Origin of the sequence: Halostagnicola sp. A56, assembly GCF_000691505.1 — an archaeon.
GTDB lineage: Archaea > Halobacteriota > Halobacteria > Halobacteriales > Natrialbaceae > Halostagnicola.
Genome location: NZ_JMIP02000023.1, coordinates 1 through 17,276 on the forward strand (window position 1 = coordinate 1; position 17,276 = coordinate 17,276).

Annotated in this window: 10 protein-coding genes and 3 pseudogenes; 7 read left to right on the forward strand and 6 right to left on the reverse strand. The window is 59.6% G+C overall.

Annotation, left to right across the window (positions count from 1 at the left end):
• Positions 1 to 467 precede the first annotated feature (467 nt).
• A pseudogene (gene ppsA, locus EL22_RS19060) lies at positions 468 to 2,830 on the forward strand (phosphoenolpyruvate synthase).
• A gap of 175 nt (positions 2,831 to 3,005) precedes the next feature.
• Here ppsA and trpB read toward each other — a convergent pair.
• Positions 3,006 to 4,208, reverse strand: a complete 1,203-nt coding sequence (gene trpB, locus EL22_RS13190) for a tryptophan synthase subunit beta (RefSeq protein WP_394298907.1) — start codon at positions 4,206 to 4,208, stop codon at positions 3,006 to 3,008.
• A gap of 205 nt (positions 4,209 to 4,413) precedes the next feature.
• Here trpB and EL22_RS13195 point away from each other — a divergent pair, with 205 nt between their 5' ends.
• Positions 4,414 to 5,286 carry a hypothetical protein gene (locus tag EL22_RS13195; protein ID WP_050051944.1) on the forward strand — a complete coding sequence of 291 codons (873 nt, stop codon included), beginning with the start codon at positions 4,414 to 4,416 and terminating at the stop codon, positions 5,284 to 5,286.
• Between the two features lie 49 nt (positions 5,287 to 5,335).
• On the opposite strand, the gene EL22_RS13200 is transcribed toward EL22_RS13195, so the two are convergent.
• Complete coding sequence (locus tag EL22_RS13200) at positions 5,336 to 6,331, reverse strand: radical SAM protein (protein WP_050051945.1); 996 nt, start codon at positions 6,329 to 6,331, stop codon at positions 5,336 to 5,338.
• A 279-nt stretch (positions 6,332 to 6,610) separates the two neighbouring features.
• Between EL22_RS13200 and EL22_RS13205 the strand changes: the two genes are divergently transcribed.
• Together EL22_RS13205 and EL22_RS13210 are read left to right on the forward strand one after the other, a co-directional pair.
• Positions 6,611 to 7,711, forward strand: coding sequence for a DUF373 family protein (locus tag EL22_RS13205; protein WP_050052075.1), 1,101 nt, complete (start codon positions 6,611 to 6,613; stop codon positions 7,709 to 7,711).
• Between the two features lie 131 nt (positions 7,712 to 7,842).
• Positions 7,843 to 8,322 carry a cupin domain-containing protein gene (locus tag EL22_RS13210; protein WP_050051946.1) on the forward strand — a complete coding sequence of 160 codons (480 nt, stop codon included), beginning with the start codon at positions 7,843 to 7,845 and terminating at the stop codon, positions 8,320 to 8,322.
• A 35-nt stretch (positions 8,323 to 8,357) separates the two neighbouring features.
• On the opposite strand, the pseudogene EL22_RS13215 reads toward EL22_RS13210, so the two are convergent.
• A pseudogene (locus EL22_RS13215) lies at positions 8,358 to 9,119 on the reverse strand (polyprenyl synthetase family protein); the annotation flags it as partial.
• Positions 9,120 to 9,335: 216 nt separating this feature from the next.
• Between EL22_RS13215 and fmdA the strand changes: the two are divergent.
• Together fmdA and EL22_RS13225 are read left to right on the forward strand one after the other, a co-directional pair.
• Positions 9,336 to 10,595, forward strand: a complete 1,260-nt coding sequence (gene fmdA / locus EL22_RS13220) for a formamidase (protein ID WP_050051948.1) — start codon at positions 9,336 to 9,338, stop codon at positions 10,593 to 10,595.
• A gap of 92 nt (positions 10,596 to 10,687) precedes the next feature.
• Positions 10,688 to 11,860: an IS701 family transposase gene (locus EL22_RS13225; RefSeq protein WP_050051949.1), complete on the forward strand. Its 1,173-nt coding sequence runs from the start codon at positions 10,688 to 10,690 to the stop codon at positions 11,858 to 11,860.
• A 16-nt stretch (positions 11,861 to 11,876) separates the two neighbouring features.
• On the opposite strand, the pseudogene EL22_RS13230 reads toward EL22_RS13225, so the two are convergent.
• From EL22_RS13230 to EL22_RS13240, 3 genes and pseudogenes are all read right to left on the reverse strand, one after another.
• Positions 11,877 to 12,550: pseudogene (locus tag EL22_RS13230) on the reverse strand (IS6 family transposase); the annotation flags it as partial.
• Between the two features lie 124 nt (positions 12,551 to 12,674).
• Positions 12,675 to 13,061: a glycosyltransferase gene (locus EL22_RS13235; RefSeq protein ID WP_050051951.1), complete on the reverse strand. Its 387-nt coding sequence runs from the start codon at positions 13,059 to 13,061 to the stop codon at positions 12,675 to 12,677.
• Between the two features lie 287 nt (positions 13,062 to 13,348).
• Complete coding sequence (locus EL22_RS13240) at positions 13,349 to 14,494, reverse strand: glycosyltransferase family 4 protein (RefSeq protein ID WP_050051952.1); 1,146 nt, start codon at positions 14,492 to 14,494, stop codon at positions 13,349 to 13,351.
• Positions 14,495 to 14,644: 150 nt separating this feature from the next.
• Here EL22_RS13240 and EL22_RS13245 point away from each other — a divergent pair, with 150 nt between their 5' ends.
• Complete coding sequence (locus tag EL22_RS13245) at positions 14,645 to 17,194, forward strand: methyl-accepting chemotaxis protein (protein WP_050051953.1); 2,550 nt, start codon at positions 14,645 to 14,647, stop codon at positions 17,192 to 17,194.
• The last annotated feature ends 82 nt before the right edge of the window (positions 17,195 to 17,276 follow it).

Sequence of the window (17,276 nt, forward strand, 5' to 3'; positions counted from 1 at the left end):
GATTGAGTTACCGTATTCGTCTGTGGCCGCGCTAGTCAATGCAGATGGAAAACAACGTTCGATCCAGTAGCTATTGGCGTCGTCTTGATCGCCTATTTTTCTTAAAGCAGATGGTGCTATTGGGTCCTCTACAGCAAAACAATCCGGAAGCAGACAGACGGATTAGCTCCAAAAAAGGGAATCGAGCGAGTAGTTCAGATGATATCTCCGTTCTGTTATGCGAACGCAAGTGGCTATATAAAATACACATAAATTTTCTATAAATCATGGTGTATATGAGTAATATAATGAATATAGGTAAAAGAATCATCTATTTTCATATGGTGCCAAGGGGTGAGTTTGGTAGTAACAAACAAGGAATGAGGGGACATCTCTCACCATCGTAGCCATAACCCGTAACGATACCTAACTCAGCTATCACAACCCGTAAGACTCTTTATTTAGTTATCCGATTTTGTTAGGTACAGATGGCTGTACTCTGGCTGGACGAGATCAGCGCCGACGACCTCGAGACGGTCGGCGGCAAAGGTGCTTCTCTCGGTGAACTCACGGGGGCGGGCTTGCCGGTCCCACCGGGATTCGTCGTCACGGCAGGTACCTACAGATCGTTTATCGAAAACGCCGACATCGACGACGAGCTCTTCGACGTCGTCGACGTCGACACCGACGACTCGAGCGCGCTCGCGACCGCGGCCGACCGCGCTCAGGAACTCATCCTCGAGACGCCGTTCCCCGAGGCCCTCCGCGAGGAGATCCTCGAGGCCTACCGCGAGGTCGGCGACGGCGAGGCCTTCGTCGCCGTTCGCTCCTCGGCGACGGCCGAGGACCTGCCGGACGCTTCCTTCGCCGGCCAGCAGGACACCTACCTGAACGTCACCGAAGACGAGTTGCTCGATCGCGTGCGGGAGTGCTGGGCCTCGCTGTTTACCCAGCGGGCGATCTACTACCGACAGGAGCAGGGCTTCGACCACTCCGCGGTCAACATCGCGGTCGTCGTCCAGCAGATGGTCGACGCCGAGAAATCGGGCGTCATGTTCACCAGCCACCCCTCGACGGGCGATCCGACGATGATCATCGAGGCCGCCTGGGGACTCGGCGAGGCCGTCGTCTCCGGGGCGGTCTCTCCGGACAACTACGTCGTCTCGCGCACCGAGGACGACGTCGACGTGACCGTCGCAGAGAAGAAGGTCATGCACGTCAAAGACGAGGAGACCGGAGAGACCGTCGAACGCGAGGTTCCCGAGGACAAACGCACCGAACGAGTGCTTTCGGACGACGAACTCTCTCGCTCGTCGACCTCGGCGAGCACGTCGAGGATCACTACGACACGCCCCAGGACGTCGAGTGGGCGATGACCGACGACGAGGACTTCATGCTCCAGTCCCGTCCGATCACCACGATCGAGGAACCTGATGACGCCAAAGTCGAGGCGTCCGATTCCGGGGCCGTCAACGCAGCCCAGGGCGTCACCGACGGAAGCGGGAGCGTTCAGGCCGCCGAGAGCGGCTCCGAGGGGGGAAGCGGCGCGAGTGACGGAGACGCATCGGAGGCCACCGGCGAAATCATCGTCGACGGGCTGGGCTCGAGCCCCGGCACCGTCAGCGGGGCCGCACAGGTGGTCACGAAACTCGACGACCTCGCGAAGGTCGGTGAGGGCGACATCATCGTCACCGAGATGACCATGCCGGATATGGTCCCCGCGATGAAACGCGCCGCGGGCATCGTCACCGACGAGGGCGGCATGACCAGCCACGCCGCCATCGTCTCGCGCGAACTCGGCGTCCCCGCCATTGTGGGGACGACCAACGCGACGACAGTGCTCGAGGACGGTCAACTCGTCACGCTCGACGGCGAGAAGGGCGCCGTCCTCGAGGGCGAGACGGTCGACCCCGAAGAGGAGACCGAACCGGTCGAGGAGGTCCGCCCGCAGTCGCCGGTCAAACCCATGACGGCGACCGAAGTCAAGGTCAACGTCTCCATCCCCGAAGCCGCCGAACGCGCGGCCGCGACGGGTGCCGACGGCGTCGGCCTGCTTCGCACCGAGCACATGATCCTCTCGCTGAACCAGACCCCAGAGAAGTTCATCGAGGAAAACGGCACCGACGCCTACATCAAAGAACTCATCCAGGGGATCCGAACCGTCGCCGACGAGTTCTACCCGCGGCCAGTCCGCGTGCGCACGCTCGACGCGCCCAGCGACGAGTTCCGCCAGCTCGAGGGCGGCGACGACGAGCCAGTCGAGCACAACCCGATGCTCGGCTACCGGGGCATCCGCCGCTCGCTCGATCGGACCGACGTCTTCGGACACGAACTCGAGGCGTTCGCCCGGCTCTACGAGATGGGCTACGACAACGTCGAGATCATGCTCCCGCTGGTCAACGACGCCGAGGACGTCTACCGCGCGAAAGAGCAGCTGAAAGCCGCCGGCATCGACCCCGAGAAACGCAAGTGGGGCGCGATGATCGAGACGCCCGCCGCAGCACTGAGCGTTGAGGAACTGGCCGAAGCGGGCATCGACTTCGCTTCCTTCGGGACGAACGACCTCACCCAGTACACGCTGGCGGTCGACCGCAACAACGAGCACGTCGCGGATCGCTTCGACGAACTCCACCCCGCGATCTTGCGGCTGCTCGAGGACGTCATCGAGACCTGCCGGGAACACGATATCGAGACGAGCATCTGCGGCCAGGCCGGCTCGAAGCCGGATATGGTCCAGTTCCTCGTCAATCAGGGCATCAGCTCGATCTCGGCGAACATCGACGCCGTCCGCGACGTCCAACACGAGGTCAAACGCGTCGAAGAGAAACTCCTGCTCGACTCACACCGTTAAGTCAAAAGCAAATAAGAAATATATCCATAATATTGATAAAACAACTATTACCAATACATCATATAATGGCCGCGAATAGACCTGCGATGGAGCCGACGAAACACGTACACTTGGCGTAGAAAGAGTGGAGTCTTCTCGGGACAGAGACTACTACCCAACCGGAACGGTCCATAGCTTACTGCAAGTACTCTGAGGCAATCTTTTCGACGTCTTTGTCACCTCTTCCGCTTACGTTTACGAGAAGAACGTCGTCCTCGCTCATCTCGGCGGCCACTTTCTTCGCAAGAGCGACAGCGTGACTCGACTCGAGAGCGGGAACAACCCCTTCGTACTCACAGAGATCTTGGAAGGCTTCGAGCGCTTCGTCGTCAAGAACGCCCCGATACGTGCATCGATCGATTACTTGATAGTTCGCGTGTTCCGGCCCTACTCCGGGATAGTCGAGGCCAGCAGCGATGGAGTGGACTTCGACATCGTCGTCGATTACCCGAGTTCGCATTCCCTGGTATACTTCCTCTTCCCCTTCTGAGAGCGGTGCTGCGTGCTGATCGGTTTCAAGTCCCTTTCCGGCGGCCTCCGCACCGTAGAAATCGACTTCGTTGTCGTCGAAGAACGGATCGAATAGCCCCATCGCATTCGAACCGCCGCCAACGCAGGCGACAGCAGCGTCCGGTAATTGGCTCTCCTGATCGAGGATTTGTTCTCGAGCCTCTTCGCCGATCACCGACTGGAAGTCACGGACCATTCGCGGCCACGGGTCTGGACCGACGACCGAACCGACCATATAGTGGGTGTCATCAGAGTTTTCGATCAGGTCTTCCATAGCCGCATCGACCGCATCTGCGAGGCCAGCACCACCGCGTGTGACCTTATTAACAGTCGCTCCCATTTGCTCCATCCGGAAGACGTTCATTTGCTGCCGCTCGACGTCCTTTTTACCCTGGTAGATCTCTGTCTCGAGACCAGTGAGCGCACCAACGATTGACGTCGCTGTTCCATGCTGGCCAGCACCCGTTTCAGCGATTAGTCGCTCTTTGCCGGTGTGTTTGGCCAATAGTGCTTGGCCGAGCGCGTTATTCAGTTTGTGAGCCCCGCCGTGAACTAGGTCTTCCCGCTTGAGATAGATGGTCGCTCCGTACTCCTCGGAAAGCGTGGGTGCGTGATAAAGCGGTGTGGGACGACCTGCGAAATTACGCATCAGTTCGTCGAGTTCCTCCTGGAACTCTTGATCCCCTTTCAGACGGTCGTACTCATCAGCTAGATCCGCAAGTACCTCTTCTAATTCCTCTGGGACATGGCGTCCACCGAACTGTCCGAAAGTTTGCGCCTGGGCTGAGTCGTTAGAACCCATAAGACGTGATATGGTAATAGCCCACATAAATCTATGCCATATTTGACCGTTACGAATGAGTGTATTTTGACTTATTCTTACAGATATTAATATGCGGGCATCACTCACAATCCGGATAGCATGAAATATTCCTGTAAATAGAGATCTGGTCTGAAATAACCCCACAGACGGTCTGCCGATCGACGCGTTCAAACGATCCAGCGCCGATGTCGAGGACTCGGTCGATCGAAACATGTCGATCGAGAACGACCATTGGAACGAACCGCGGTTCGAATCGCCGACCGAAGCCGAACTCGAGACGATCGAAAGCGACGACGACATCGAGGTCGACGACGCTTCGATCGGCGTGATCTCGTACTCGTTCACGTGGACGAACTTCGGATACGTCGACGGCAACCGCGTCTACGTCAACGACGTTTTTCAGGACGAACACGGCGATCCGTTACCGTACCTCAGCAGTAATCAGCGATTAATCATCCAGACACCACCAGGATACGAGGCAGCGACACCCGGCGACGAGGACGGTACCTACATCTGGGACGGCCCCGTCGAGTTGGACGAAGAGCCGGATCTCGTCTTCCTCTCGTCCGGTGGATCGCCACTGTTCCAGAACCTGGGCTGGATCGGCGGGGCCTTCGCCGTGCTCGCAGTCGCGTTCGGTGTGAGTGGCTATCTGCTCGCCCAGCGACGCTCAGAAATCGAGCCGTTGATCGAACGCATTCCGGAGATCGACGTCCCGGGGACCGATTCGAGTCACGGCTCCGATTCCGTCACCGACGGGGACTCCCTGGCTGCGGCTGGCTCCGTCCGCGCTTCGAGCGAGCAGTCAGCGCTCGACGAGCCCCGCGATGCCGAACTCGAGTTCTCCGAAAACGACGAGGTCGACCCGTCGCTGCTGAGCGACGAAGAACGTGTCCACCGGATGCTCAGTAAGAACGGCGGGCGGATGAAACAGGCGACGATCGTCAAAGAGACCGGCTGGTCGAACGCGAAGGTCTCCCAGCTCCTCTCGAAGATGGACGACGACGACGAGATCGAAAAGCTCCGGATCGGTCGCGAGAACCTCATTACGCATCCGGAAGTCGATCCGACGGAGATCGACTGAAGAGGTCTGATTACAGTGGACCGTTCGTTCAATACCCGCCGAAAAGTGCCTACGCGAGCGGCGTTCGCTCGACGACCTGGCCGTCGTAGGTTGGATACTGTTCGACGATTTCACCGTCCTCGAGGTCGCCTTCCTCGATCATCTCCTCTAGGAGCCACCAGGCGACTTCGACGTGGTTCGTCTTGGCGGTGTAGAACTCCTCGGGAACGCCGAGGTCGACGAATCGTGACGGATCGGCTCTGGTCTTGCCGTAGACCAGCGTCCCGTCGTCGGTAATGTCGTCGAACTCCCTGCGGACGTTTCGTGCGGCCCGTTTGAGACGCCGCCGGTGCTGTGCGGCGTCTTTGAACACGGAGGTACAGAAGTAGGTCCGCTCGTGATCGCCCATCACGTCGAGGATGGTCTCGCGGTCGTTGTCGACCGCGCTCATGTGATCTTCTTTGAGTTCGTACCCCTCGGCTTGCATCCGGCGGAAGTTCCCGTGGCTCATCTCGAACTCGTTTATGTTACAGAACTCCGCCGCGCCCTCGTCGAGAAACTCGAGGAACTCCGGTTCGGGACGGATGCCGGGGATTTCGAAGGCGGGCGTGAGCCCTTCCTCGCGCGCGATGTAGAGAATATCCTCCCACTCCGTTCCGTGGAGGTCACCCCACTGCTCGAGCGGCGGGTGGAATCGGATCTCGTCGAGACCGGCCTCGGAGAGTCGGCGCATGTTCTCTCTGCCGCCTGTAATACCGGTGTAGAGGTGCGTGTGGTGGTCCTCCCCGAACTCGTCTTTGAGGAGTTCCAGGTAGTGACAGGTTCGCTCGAGGGCTTCCTGCGGTTCGCCGCCCGTGATCGACGTTCCGAGCGCGTCCATCCGGTGGGCTTCCGTGATGACGTCCTCGTCGTCCTCGACGAGACGTTCGTTTGCGTAGACGTCGGTGACGTTCTTGCGTGACTCGCCGAGCGGGCAGTAAAAGCAGTCGCGCTGATCGCAGTAGCCGTAGACGAACAGCACCATCTTGCCGCCTTTCGCACACTGCTCACAGCCCTTCGAGATCATTCGACTCCGTCTAGCGTCTCGAGTGCCAAAAGCCGTGTGGAATCGCCCCGGCTTGCGGGTCCTACCCACGAAGATCGAACGGTACGACGAATCTCCGGTCATTTGGACGTTCGACTGAGCGCACTCAAGGCCCGGACAGTCGAGAGGCCAATCTCGAAAATCGTCACGAATTCCCCCGCGAGATAATCGATGTGCGTCGATCGGTCGTCTCCGCATCGACACCCCGACCTGCGTACTACCCCAGAAGATGGAAATACCACGCACCCGTACCTCGACTCGATGCTGTTGGTCCTGTGTGTCGATCTCGACGACGACCTCGGCCGCAAGACCGGCTTTTCGACCCCGGTGATCGGCCGCGAATCGGTCGAGGAGGCCGCCGTCGCGCTGGCGACCGAAGACCCCGAGGACTCGGACGTCAACGTCATCTTTCAGGGGATTCACGTCTACGACGACCTCGCGGAACGCGACGAGAGCGTCGAGGTCGCGGTCGTCACGGGCAACGACGGGAGCGACCTCGAGGCCAACCGCGAGGTCGGCGACGAGGTCGACACCGTCCTCGCGAGCCTCTCGACCGCGGAGAACGTCACGACGCTGGTCATCACCGACGGCGCACAGGACGAGTCGGTCATTCCGATCATCCGGTCGCGGGTCCCGATCGACGGCGTCAGGCGGGTGGTCGTCCGTCAGGCGCAGAACTTGGAGTCGATGTACTACACGATCAAGCAGGTGCTCGACGATCCCGAAACCAGAGGGACCGTCCTGATCCCGATCGGCATCCTGCTTCTGATCTATCCGCTCGCGCTGATCGGCGCGTTGCTCAACCTGCCGGGGCTCGTCCTCGGGGTCACCTCGACGCTGCTCGGGCTCTACCTCATCTCCCGCGGACTCGGGCTCGGCGAGTACCTCGACGCCGCCGTCGAGTCCGGACGCCGATCGCTGTACGCCGGCCGAACCACGCTGCTCGCGTACGTCGTCGCAACCGCGTTGCTCGCTCTGGGCGGCGTCAGCGGCGTCAACACGCTCGAAGACACGCGAGCGGCCACGTCGACCGATCTCGGGATTCCCATGATGCTGGCTGCGCTGGTGTACGGCTCGATCCAGTGGCTGGCGGCCGCGGGCATCACCACGAGCCTCGGGCAGATCACCGACGAGTACATCGCCGGTCGCCTCGAGTGGCGCTACCTCAACGCACCGTTTTACGTGATCGGGATCGCCGTCGTCCTCTATGCGGTCAGCGGGTTCTTCCTCGACGAGTTCGGCATCGCGATGCTCGCCGGTGCGCTGACCGCCGGAACGGTCCTCGGTATCGTGAGCACGCTCGCGTTCGCGGTTGCCGAATCACGCTTTTCAGAGGGGACGCCTCGAGCGGACAGCGCCTAGCAACTCGACGCGATCGAATGGGCCGCTGGTGGCCGTTTCACTCGACGGTCGGAAGGGAGGGGCAAGTCGGACACAACTGTCCAGCACGACCGGCACAAAACCCTATTCGCTCCCGGTCGAAAGGCATCAACATGGGACCAGTACACGCTGACGACCTCGAGTGGACGGAACTGACCCAGGGGACGATGAACGCGCGACGAAAACAACTGAGCGAGGCCGCAGACGGCGAGCAACTCGGCTGTAGCCTCTACGAGCTGCCGGCCGGAAACGAATCGTGGCCGTACCACTATCACGCCGCGAACGAAGAGGCGATGTACGTACTCGCCGGAACCGGAACGCTTCGGCTCGCGGACGAGATGTACGACCTCGAGGCCGGCGACTACGTCTCGTTCCCGGCCGACGAGCGCGGCGGCCACAAGGTAATAAACGATTCCGAGACGGCGCTTCGATACCTCCTGATCTCGACCATGAACGAGCCGGACGTAACGGTGTACCCGGACTCGGAGAAGTTTGGCGTCTACGTCGGCTCGCCGCCAGGCGGGCGCGAGGAGCGGTCGCTCTCGGGATACTATCCGATCGATGGCGACGTAGACTACTGGGACGGCGAATAGCGTGGTTACTCGTTGTCGTCCGCAGACGGGTTCGACTACCGCTCGCGCTCGACGACGAACTCCGCCAGCTCGAGGAGGTAGTCTCGGGCCGCCGTATCGACCGCATCGACGGTCTCGAGCGCGTCGATCGCCCGATCCGCCTGCGATCGAGCTCGTTCGTTCGCCTCCGCGGGCGTCAGGTCGGTCACCTGGACCACCGAGGGGCGCTCGAGGGCAGCGTCGTGGCCGGTCGGTTTTCCGAGCGAGGATGGATCCGCGGTCGCGTCTAACACGTCGTCTCTGATCTGGAAGGCGACGCCGACGCGTTCGGCGTACTCGCCGAGCGTCTCGACGGTAAACGGGTCGGAGCCGGCGGCGATCGCGCCCAGTTCTGCTGCGGCGCGAAATAGCGCGCCGGTCTTCCGGCGCGCGAGGGTCATGTACTCGGCTTCGTTCGAGGGCTGAGAGGAGAGTTCGGTCGCCTCGCCGACGCCGAGTTCGACCAGCGACTCGGCGACGACCTGCGTCGCCTTCGGATCCGCCGAAAAGAGGGCGAACGCCTCGCCGAGCAGTCCGTCGCTCGCGATGATCGCCGGCCCGTGGCCGAACTCGGCCCAGGCGCTGGTCGTCCCCCGTCGAAGCTCCGAGCGGTCGATGATGTCGTCGACGACGAGCGATGCGGTGTGAACGAGTTCGATCCCGACGCCGAAGTCGACGGCGTCCGTTCGGTCCCCGCCGACCGTTTCACACGCCAGTATCGTCACCATCGGCCGCACTCGTTTCCCCCCCGAGAGCKTCACGTGGCGAACTTCCGAACTGGCGACAGTAGTCGACATTCCTTTTACTTCGGTCAAGTAAGTTGGATAGAAACCTCCGCATAGATCTACCTAACATACCATAGGATGTTAAGTCATAACTGGGTGGTTAACTATACATGGTATGTTAAGGTATCTGGTTCGGTTTTATTCTTTCAAAATTGATCAAATACTAGGAATTAGATATAAATATAGCCACGATATCAGTCAACGTGTATCATGCCAGAAACGGTCTTCGAGGTAGACACAGATGCACCGCCAGATGAGCAACCGGATCCGGTCGTGAATCGGTGGCATCCAGACGTTCCGCCGGTAGATACAATCAATCCCGGTGAAAAAGTTCGAATCGAATGTCTCGACTGGACCGGGGGGCAGGTCAACAACGACGATAGCGCGAACGACATCCGGGACATGGAACTAGACCCGAACCACCACCTGAGCGGTCCCTTCGAGGTCAAAGGGGCCGAACCGGGAGACATACTCGTGGTGGATATTCTTGACCTCGGTGCGTTCCCGGATCACGAGTGGGGATTCAACGCCATCTTCGATCAGGAAAACGGTGGCGGATTCCTGACAGACCACTTCCCTGAGGCCCGAAAGAGCATCTGGGAACTGGACGGAGTAATGGCCAGTACACGCCATATTGAAGACGTCAGCTTCCCCGGCTGTGCACATCCAGGAATTCTCGGGACTGCCCCGTCGCACGAACTTCTCAAAGAGTGGAACGAGCGCGAGCGTGCGCTCATCGAACGCGGTACAGATGACAAGACCGCCGTCAATCACGAAACGGGTAAAGAGGAACCACCGCTCGCCCTTCCGCCGGAACCGAACGATGTCCTCCTCGGTGATATGGACGAAGACGAGGTCGATGAAGCAGCCAAAGAAGCTGCGCGAACGATTCCGCCTCGAGAGAACGCTGGTAACTGTGACATCAAAAACCTCGGTCGAGGATCGCGAGTGTACCTCCCAGTATTCGTCGAAGGCGCGAACTTCATCACTGGCGATCTGCATTTCTCACAGGGTGACGGGGAGATCACGTTCTGTGGCGCAATCGAATTCCCCGGCTGGATCGATTTGCGAGTCGATGTTATCAAAAACGGGATGGAGAAGATGGGGACGGATTACGCCATGTTCAAGCCGGGATACATGGACCCTGACTTCTCCAATTACGTCGTCTTCGAGGGCTACTCCGTCGACGAGGATGGAACTCAGCACTATAAGAATGCCAACATCGGAATGCGTCGTGCGTGTCTCGATGCCATCGACTACATGACGAACTTTGGATACAGTCCAGAACAGGCCTACATGCTCCTGAGCACGGCCCCAGTAGAGAGTCGGATCGCCGGTATTGTCGATCTTCCAAATACTTGTGTCACAGTTTCTGTTCCCGAGGAGATATTCGACTTCAATATTAACCCAGATACCCTAGCTGATGGTGATATTACTGCTGATCGAGGTGATGTCGCAAAGACATCATAAGTGTTCATCAGTTACTCGCTTCGGGGCAGTGCTTAGTTACTTGACTTCGCACCTTATGCTGGTAGAGCGCGTAGGACTAGCATTGATCGCTAATGCTCCCTGTTACGTCGTTTCTGTCATGTGCTGAGCCAATCGACCAGTTGGAGTGTTTCTCGATGAGGCAGAAACACCACGCCAAGACCTACGTTACAGGTCTTGTTGCGGCCAGCAACAAGACCGTCCAAGGCATCTCGAACCAGGTTCTCCCGGCCAAAAGTGAGCGCGCCCTGAACAAGTTCCTCACCGAGTATAACTGGGAGGAAGACCAGCTCAACAAAGAACGTCTCGCGCTTCTCCAACAGACGAACGACACGAAGTGGAGCAGTGACGGTGTCGTCATCATTGACGACACCTTCACGCACAAAACCGGCGAGCAAATCCCGAACGCCGGAAAGTTCTACGACCACACGATTCGTGGCTATATCTGGGGCCAGAATCTGGTTTATGCACTCTACGCCGACGAGAAAACCACCTATCCCCTCGGCTTTCGTCTCTACGAAAAAGACGCACAGCGGCGGGTTGAGTTGGCTATTGAACTCGTCGACGAACTCATCGAGATAGGTGTCCCAGCGGACACCTATCTCTTTGACATGAGCTACTGTTCCCAGGAGTTCGTCACGCACCTCGAAACCTACGGCAAAGAGTGGGTTTCAGCCGTCAAAAGCGACGCACGTGTCTTGTACGGTGGTGAACGAATCCGGGTCGATGCGCTGGCCGAGCGCATCGACACCGTTCCGCGCATGATCAACGGCGAAACCTACCACATCTGGACGCAAAAACGCGAAGTAAGTCGTCTTGGTGAGGTGAAGCTCCTGATTACGACGAAAGAAGCTAGCGACGAGGATGACGAACTGAGCGTGAAGTACATCGTCTCGAACAAAATCGATGCGCCAGCGAGCCATCTCATCGCGTTGTACGCGATGCGATGGCGTGTGGAGACGTTCTTCAGGGACACCAAGCAGGATCTCGGTTTTGGAGACTGCGAGCTCCGGCATGCCGCAGGTGCCAGTGGCGACTGGCACCTGCTGATGCTGGCCTACAGCCTCCTCAAGCTCGGTGCTGCACATAGCGCCCTTGGAACGATTCTCGAACGAGCAACCTCGCTGCGCACCGATATCAAGCGATCCTTCCGCGAAAGCGTTGAAAACCTCTTGTCCTGGGCTCTCAACAGCCCAACCCGGAGTACTGACGAGCTAATGCACCAGATCGAAGGCATGTTCGTCTAACGTGCGAAGTCAAGTAGTTCTGCACCTCCTCGATCGGCGTCTTTCCGTCCAGAGCTTGGTGCGGTCTCTGGCGGTTGTAGTAGTGCATGAATTGTTCAATCCATTGGCGTGCGCTCGACCGACTGCCCACCCACGAGTTGTGGAAGCGGTCGATCCGCATTTTGAGGGTGTGAAACCACTTTTCGATGAAGTTTCGCTCGGTGTAGTTGACCCGACCGCTCAATCCTAATCGAGCAAGGGCAGTCCGATACCGAACTGGTCCACGAGAAATACGGTGTCGGAGAAATCGTATTTCTCGTCGAGTCGATGCAGAAACGCAGCTGCCGGATCGGTGCCATGCCGACCAACCAACGCGACATCGAGAATCAGCTTCGTCTCGGTGTCTATTGCATCGTACAACCAAGACCACTCGCCGTTGATCTTGACAGCAGTCTCGTCAACCGCGACCCGCTTCGGCTGCGCCTCAGGCAGGTCGCACTCGCTGTCAGCCAGCCGATGCACCCAATTCCAAACCGCTCCATGCGAGCGTTCAACGCCTAATTCCGCTAAGATTGTAGTTGTCTCGCGGAGCGAACAACCGGTTTCGTGGATGCGGACGGCGAACGCCCTGACCGGCGTCGCCGTCCGCTCGTTCCCCCAAGATTCTTCTAAATCCGGGTCATAGCACTGGCTGAGCAGGTCTGCGAGCATTCTAGTCCAATTCACTCAACGACCTGCTCGTTCCTCAAACTGGCTCAACTAGACAGTGCCGAAGAGGTTTTTAAATCAAAAATCTGGGATCAAGTCGAATGCCTCGAGGCTTGTGACGATACTATCAAATCAATCCGTTCAATGAATTCCCAACACCCTGATAGGCGTTTAACGTGACGACCGTTGCCGCATCGGTCCGTTGGCCGATCTCTGCGAGCGCAGGGATCAGCGCCATCAAGTAACTATGGACGACATCGTACTCGCCGAACTCCTCGAGTCGAGAACGTATTTCGTTGATCAGTTTCGTATCCGTGTGCGGATGACTGCTGGTTCCCGTGAGGTAGCGACACTCGATGTCGGGCAGTTGCAGGTCTTCATCCGGCGTCTCAGTACAGTATACGCATACCTCGTGTCCTGCCTTTGCGAGCCCGCTCACGATTTGTGTCGCCGAATAGGTCGCACCCGTCCCCTCCGCAGTGGGGTAATGGGGGTGAATAAAGGCTATTCGCATCGCCAACGGCTACAACACAGTTTTGTATAATATGTTGTCACGCCTGCTGTGACATTGTTCGGCGGGGGAACGACTTCGCAACATGAATATCAGCAGTTTCGCCTCCAGTTCGACGAATTGACGGGCGGTTCCCATTCTTGAACGGTCCGTCACCCAGAGGGAGCGTATCTCTCGGGTCCGATAGGATCCTCAGCGTCCGAGCCGATACCGTTTTTGCCGTTTGTCACGCCGTCGTACGGGTAGCAAAGCGGACCAGCCAGGTTTCTCACCCCGGATCGGATATCGGTTCAGGTCCGCGCCGAGCCGTTGCGGATCGCCCGTTCGAATCTCTCGATCAGTACGTCCCGCGTATAGGTCCGTTCGACGAACCGCCGTCCTCGCTCGCCGAACTGACGTCGCTTCGATAAGCTGTTAGCCAACTTTCGGATGGAGGTGCAAAATCCCCCGATATCGTCGGGATCGTGGAGATAGCCGTTTTCGGCCGCTTCTACGTTGTACGCGATACCACTCACGTCACTGCCCACGACCGGCAGTCCCGCTGCCATCGCTTCGACGACCGTAATACAAAGCCCCTCGAAACGCGACGTCTGCGCGTACACATCAACGTCGTTCAGGAACGCGGGGAGGTCATCGACGTGACCCAACAGCCTAACGTTCTCGAGTCCCAGGTCTTCGATTCGAGACTCGAGTTCGTCGCGCTTCGGACCGTCACCAGCGATGCGGAAAACGATTGCTTCGTCGGCGAGCATCTCCGCGACGGAGAGCAGGGTGTGGTAGTTCTTCTGCTCCGATAGGACACCGACGCTACCGACGACGACGGGGTCTCGCTCCCGGTGATTTCGCGGCTCGAAGTCACTCATCGAGAGGCCGGCAATAGGGACGGTTTCGACGACTTCGCTCGACAGTCCGAACTCGCGTCGAAGCATCGCTGCAACGGGTTCGGAGTCGGCAAGAATTACATCGCTCAGCGGATTCATCAGGTTTGAAATCGTCCGCCTGAACGAGTTTTTGAAACGTTCGTTGTGTTGCCAGGTCGCAACGACTGCGCTCCGATTGACGACGCCGGCGACTCGAGCGAGGAGCGCGGAGTGAAAGAGCGACCCGACAATGACATCTGCGCTGGTGATGGCTGTAAGGAGCGCCGAAATACCGTCGATGTCGTCGATCTGTCTGCAATCGAGCACCGTTGTAGCGTCTGGAAGTCGTCGTTCCACGAAGGTCGGATCGCACCCGTCGAGCGCGATGACAGTCACGTCGTATCGGTCGTCATCGAGCCCCGAGATGGCACGACACGCACCGATTTCTGCCCCACCGACATCGAGCATGTTGATGATGTATACGAGGTCAACCGTTGCTCGTTCGTCGGGCGTCTCAGCGACGTTGTCCCCCGCTCCGACCGCAGCTTTGACGACAGCGTATCCTCGTTGGCTCACAGCATGGGTGCCAACCACAACATCTGGAATAAAAATTTCCGAGGTATCTATGTATTATAAAAATGCGTTTACGTACTGGATGGATCGAGCGATCCTGTCGGTTGGCCAGAACATTCATGATAGTTCTATCTGAGTACAGATCAGGGAGAAATGGAACTCAATAGTGAGGAAATACTACCGGAGCGAGTGCGGCGAAGCTACGTCGCCAAATTCGGCGTCGTGCTCGCACTCGTTTTGTTGTGTACGATCGTCGCCGCGGTCTTTTTCTACGTCGACATCTCGAGTGCGCTCACGGCGGACACGCGGGGGGAGATGGAGCTCACCGCCGAGGGCGAGGCGGCCGAACTCTCGAAGTGGGTCGAAGACCACGAACAACAGACTCGTCTGCTCGCTGCTCACGAGACGTTCGCCAGCGGCGACGAGGACGCCATCGATGCGTTACTCGACGACGAACTGGCAGAACAACCCAATGCGACCCAGGACATTCACTACTTCGAATCCGGACTCGGATCGACCAACGCGATCATCGCCCAGAGCACGAGCGAAGACGCGATCGGAACGGACGTCCGCGTCTTGCTCGGCAGCTCGAGCGTGCATTACGACGCCGACGGTCAGGTCGAAGAACGGGGCGTACGCGACCTCGAGGCGGACTTCGAGACGACGTACACGGACACGTACGAACGCGACGGCGAACACATGGTCGGCTTCCTCAGCCCGATCTACGTCGACGGGCAACCCGACGGGATGATTATGGTCAGCGTCGACGTCGAGGAGCGAGCCTCGATGTTCGACACCCCGATCGAGGGAAGCTACACGCAGGTCGTCAACTCCGACGACGACGCGATCATGTTCGACTCCGGCCGCGATCAAGTCATGGGATACTACCGCGTGGACGAGTCCGAATCGATTTTCGAGGACGATATCGACGCCGCCGGCGTCACGTCGTACGGCGGGACGAACGAACTCGTCGCTTACTCGCCGGTCGATGGGACCGACTGGGTGCTGGCCTCCCACGCTCCGCAGGGCAACGCGTACGCGCTCGCCGACAGCGTCGGCAACTCGTTGCTCATGCTCGTCGGCATCTCGCTGCTCGGGTTCGTCGCCGTGGGAGCGGTGATCGGTCGGCCGACGGCACGCGCGCTCGACGACCTCGCCGAGAACGCGCGCGCACTCGCGACCGGCGACCTCGCCGAGAACGCGCGCGCACTCGCGACCGGCGACCTCGACGTCGAGATCGAATCGACCGACCGGATCGACGAACTCGGGCGCGTACAGAACGGCTTCGCCGAGAGCACCGACTACCTGCGGACGGTCGCCGAGCAGGCGGACGCGATCGCCGAGCGAGAGTTCGACGACCCCGTACTCGAGGAGGCGGTCCCCGGCGCGCTCGGCGACTCGCTCGAGACGATGCAACGAGACCTCGAGGCATTCGTCGCCGAACTCGAGCAGTCCCAGGCCGAGGCGCGTGCGGTCCGCGACGAGGCACAGGAGATGGCGCGGCGACTCGAGGTGCAAGCCGAGCGCGTCAGCGAGGCGATGGCGGCTGCGGCCGACGGCGACCTCACCGAGCAGTTAGGCGAGGACGTCGAGAACGACGCGATGGCCGAGATCGCCCGCGCGTTCAACGAGATGGTCGACCAACTCGAGGAGACGATCCTCACGATACAGCGCCTCGGAGCCGAGGTCGACGATGTCAGCGCGGACGTCGCCTCGCGGGTCGACGAAATCGAACAGGCGACCCATCACGTCAGCGAGTCCGCAGAGCGGATCGCCGCGGGGACGGACCGACAGGAGACCCAGTTCCAGAACGTCCGCTCGGAAATGAACGATCTCTCAGCCACCGTCGAGGAGGTCGCTTCGACTGCCGAAACCGTCGCGAACGCCTCCGAAGCCACCGCGACTCGCGCCGAGGACGCGAACGAGTCGACCGCCGAGATCGGAAGCGAGATGGACCGCCTCGAGCGCCGAACCGAGGCGATTGCGACCCAGATCGGGTCGCTGGACGAGGAGGTCGCACGGATCGGCGACGTCGTCGACCTGATCGACGAGATCGCAGCGCAGACGAACATGCTCGCGATGAACGCGTCGATCGAGGCCGCTCGAGCCGGCGAGGCGGGCGAGCGCTTCGAGGTCGTCGCCGACGAGGTCAAGGAACTCGCCGAGGAGACCGCCGAAGCGACCCAACAGGCCGATTCGCTGATCGGCGAGGTGCAAGACAGCACCGACGAGGCGGTCTCGAGCGTCCGCGAGATGCGCGAGCAGGTCGACGACAGCGTCGACTCCGTCGAGGACGGCATCGCTGCGATCGAGGACATCACCGAACAGGTCGAGGACGTCAACGACGGCGTCCATGAGATACATCGCGCAACCGACGAGCAGGCCAGAGCCAGCCAGGAGGTCGTTTCGATGGTCCAGACCGCGACCGACGTGAGCGAGGAGACGAACGCCGAGGCCGACAGCGTCGCCGCGGCCGCGGAAGAACAGACGGCTTCGGTTGCAGGAATCGCCGCCGGCGCGCGCTCGCTGGCCGATTCGGCCCAGGCGCTGTCCGACTCGCTCGAGGCGTTCGACGTGAGCGAGTCGGGAGCGAGCGACGATAGGGACGTCCTCGAGTTCGGCGGTTACGAATCCGAGAGCGACGAGAGAGACGGGAGCGAAGCTGAAAGCACCGACTCCGACGAGACTCGCGTCTCGAACTGAGAACTGTCGAGACACTGAGTTTCGATGGCGCCGTCGATTTCTGCTGGAACGCCTCGAGACGTGAACGCTTAACAGAAAGGCA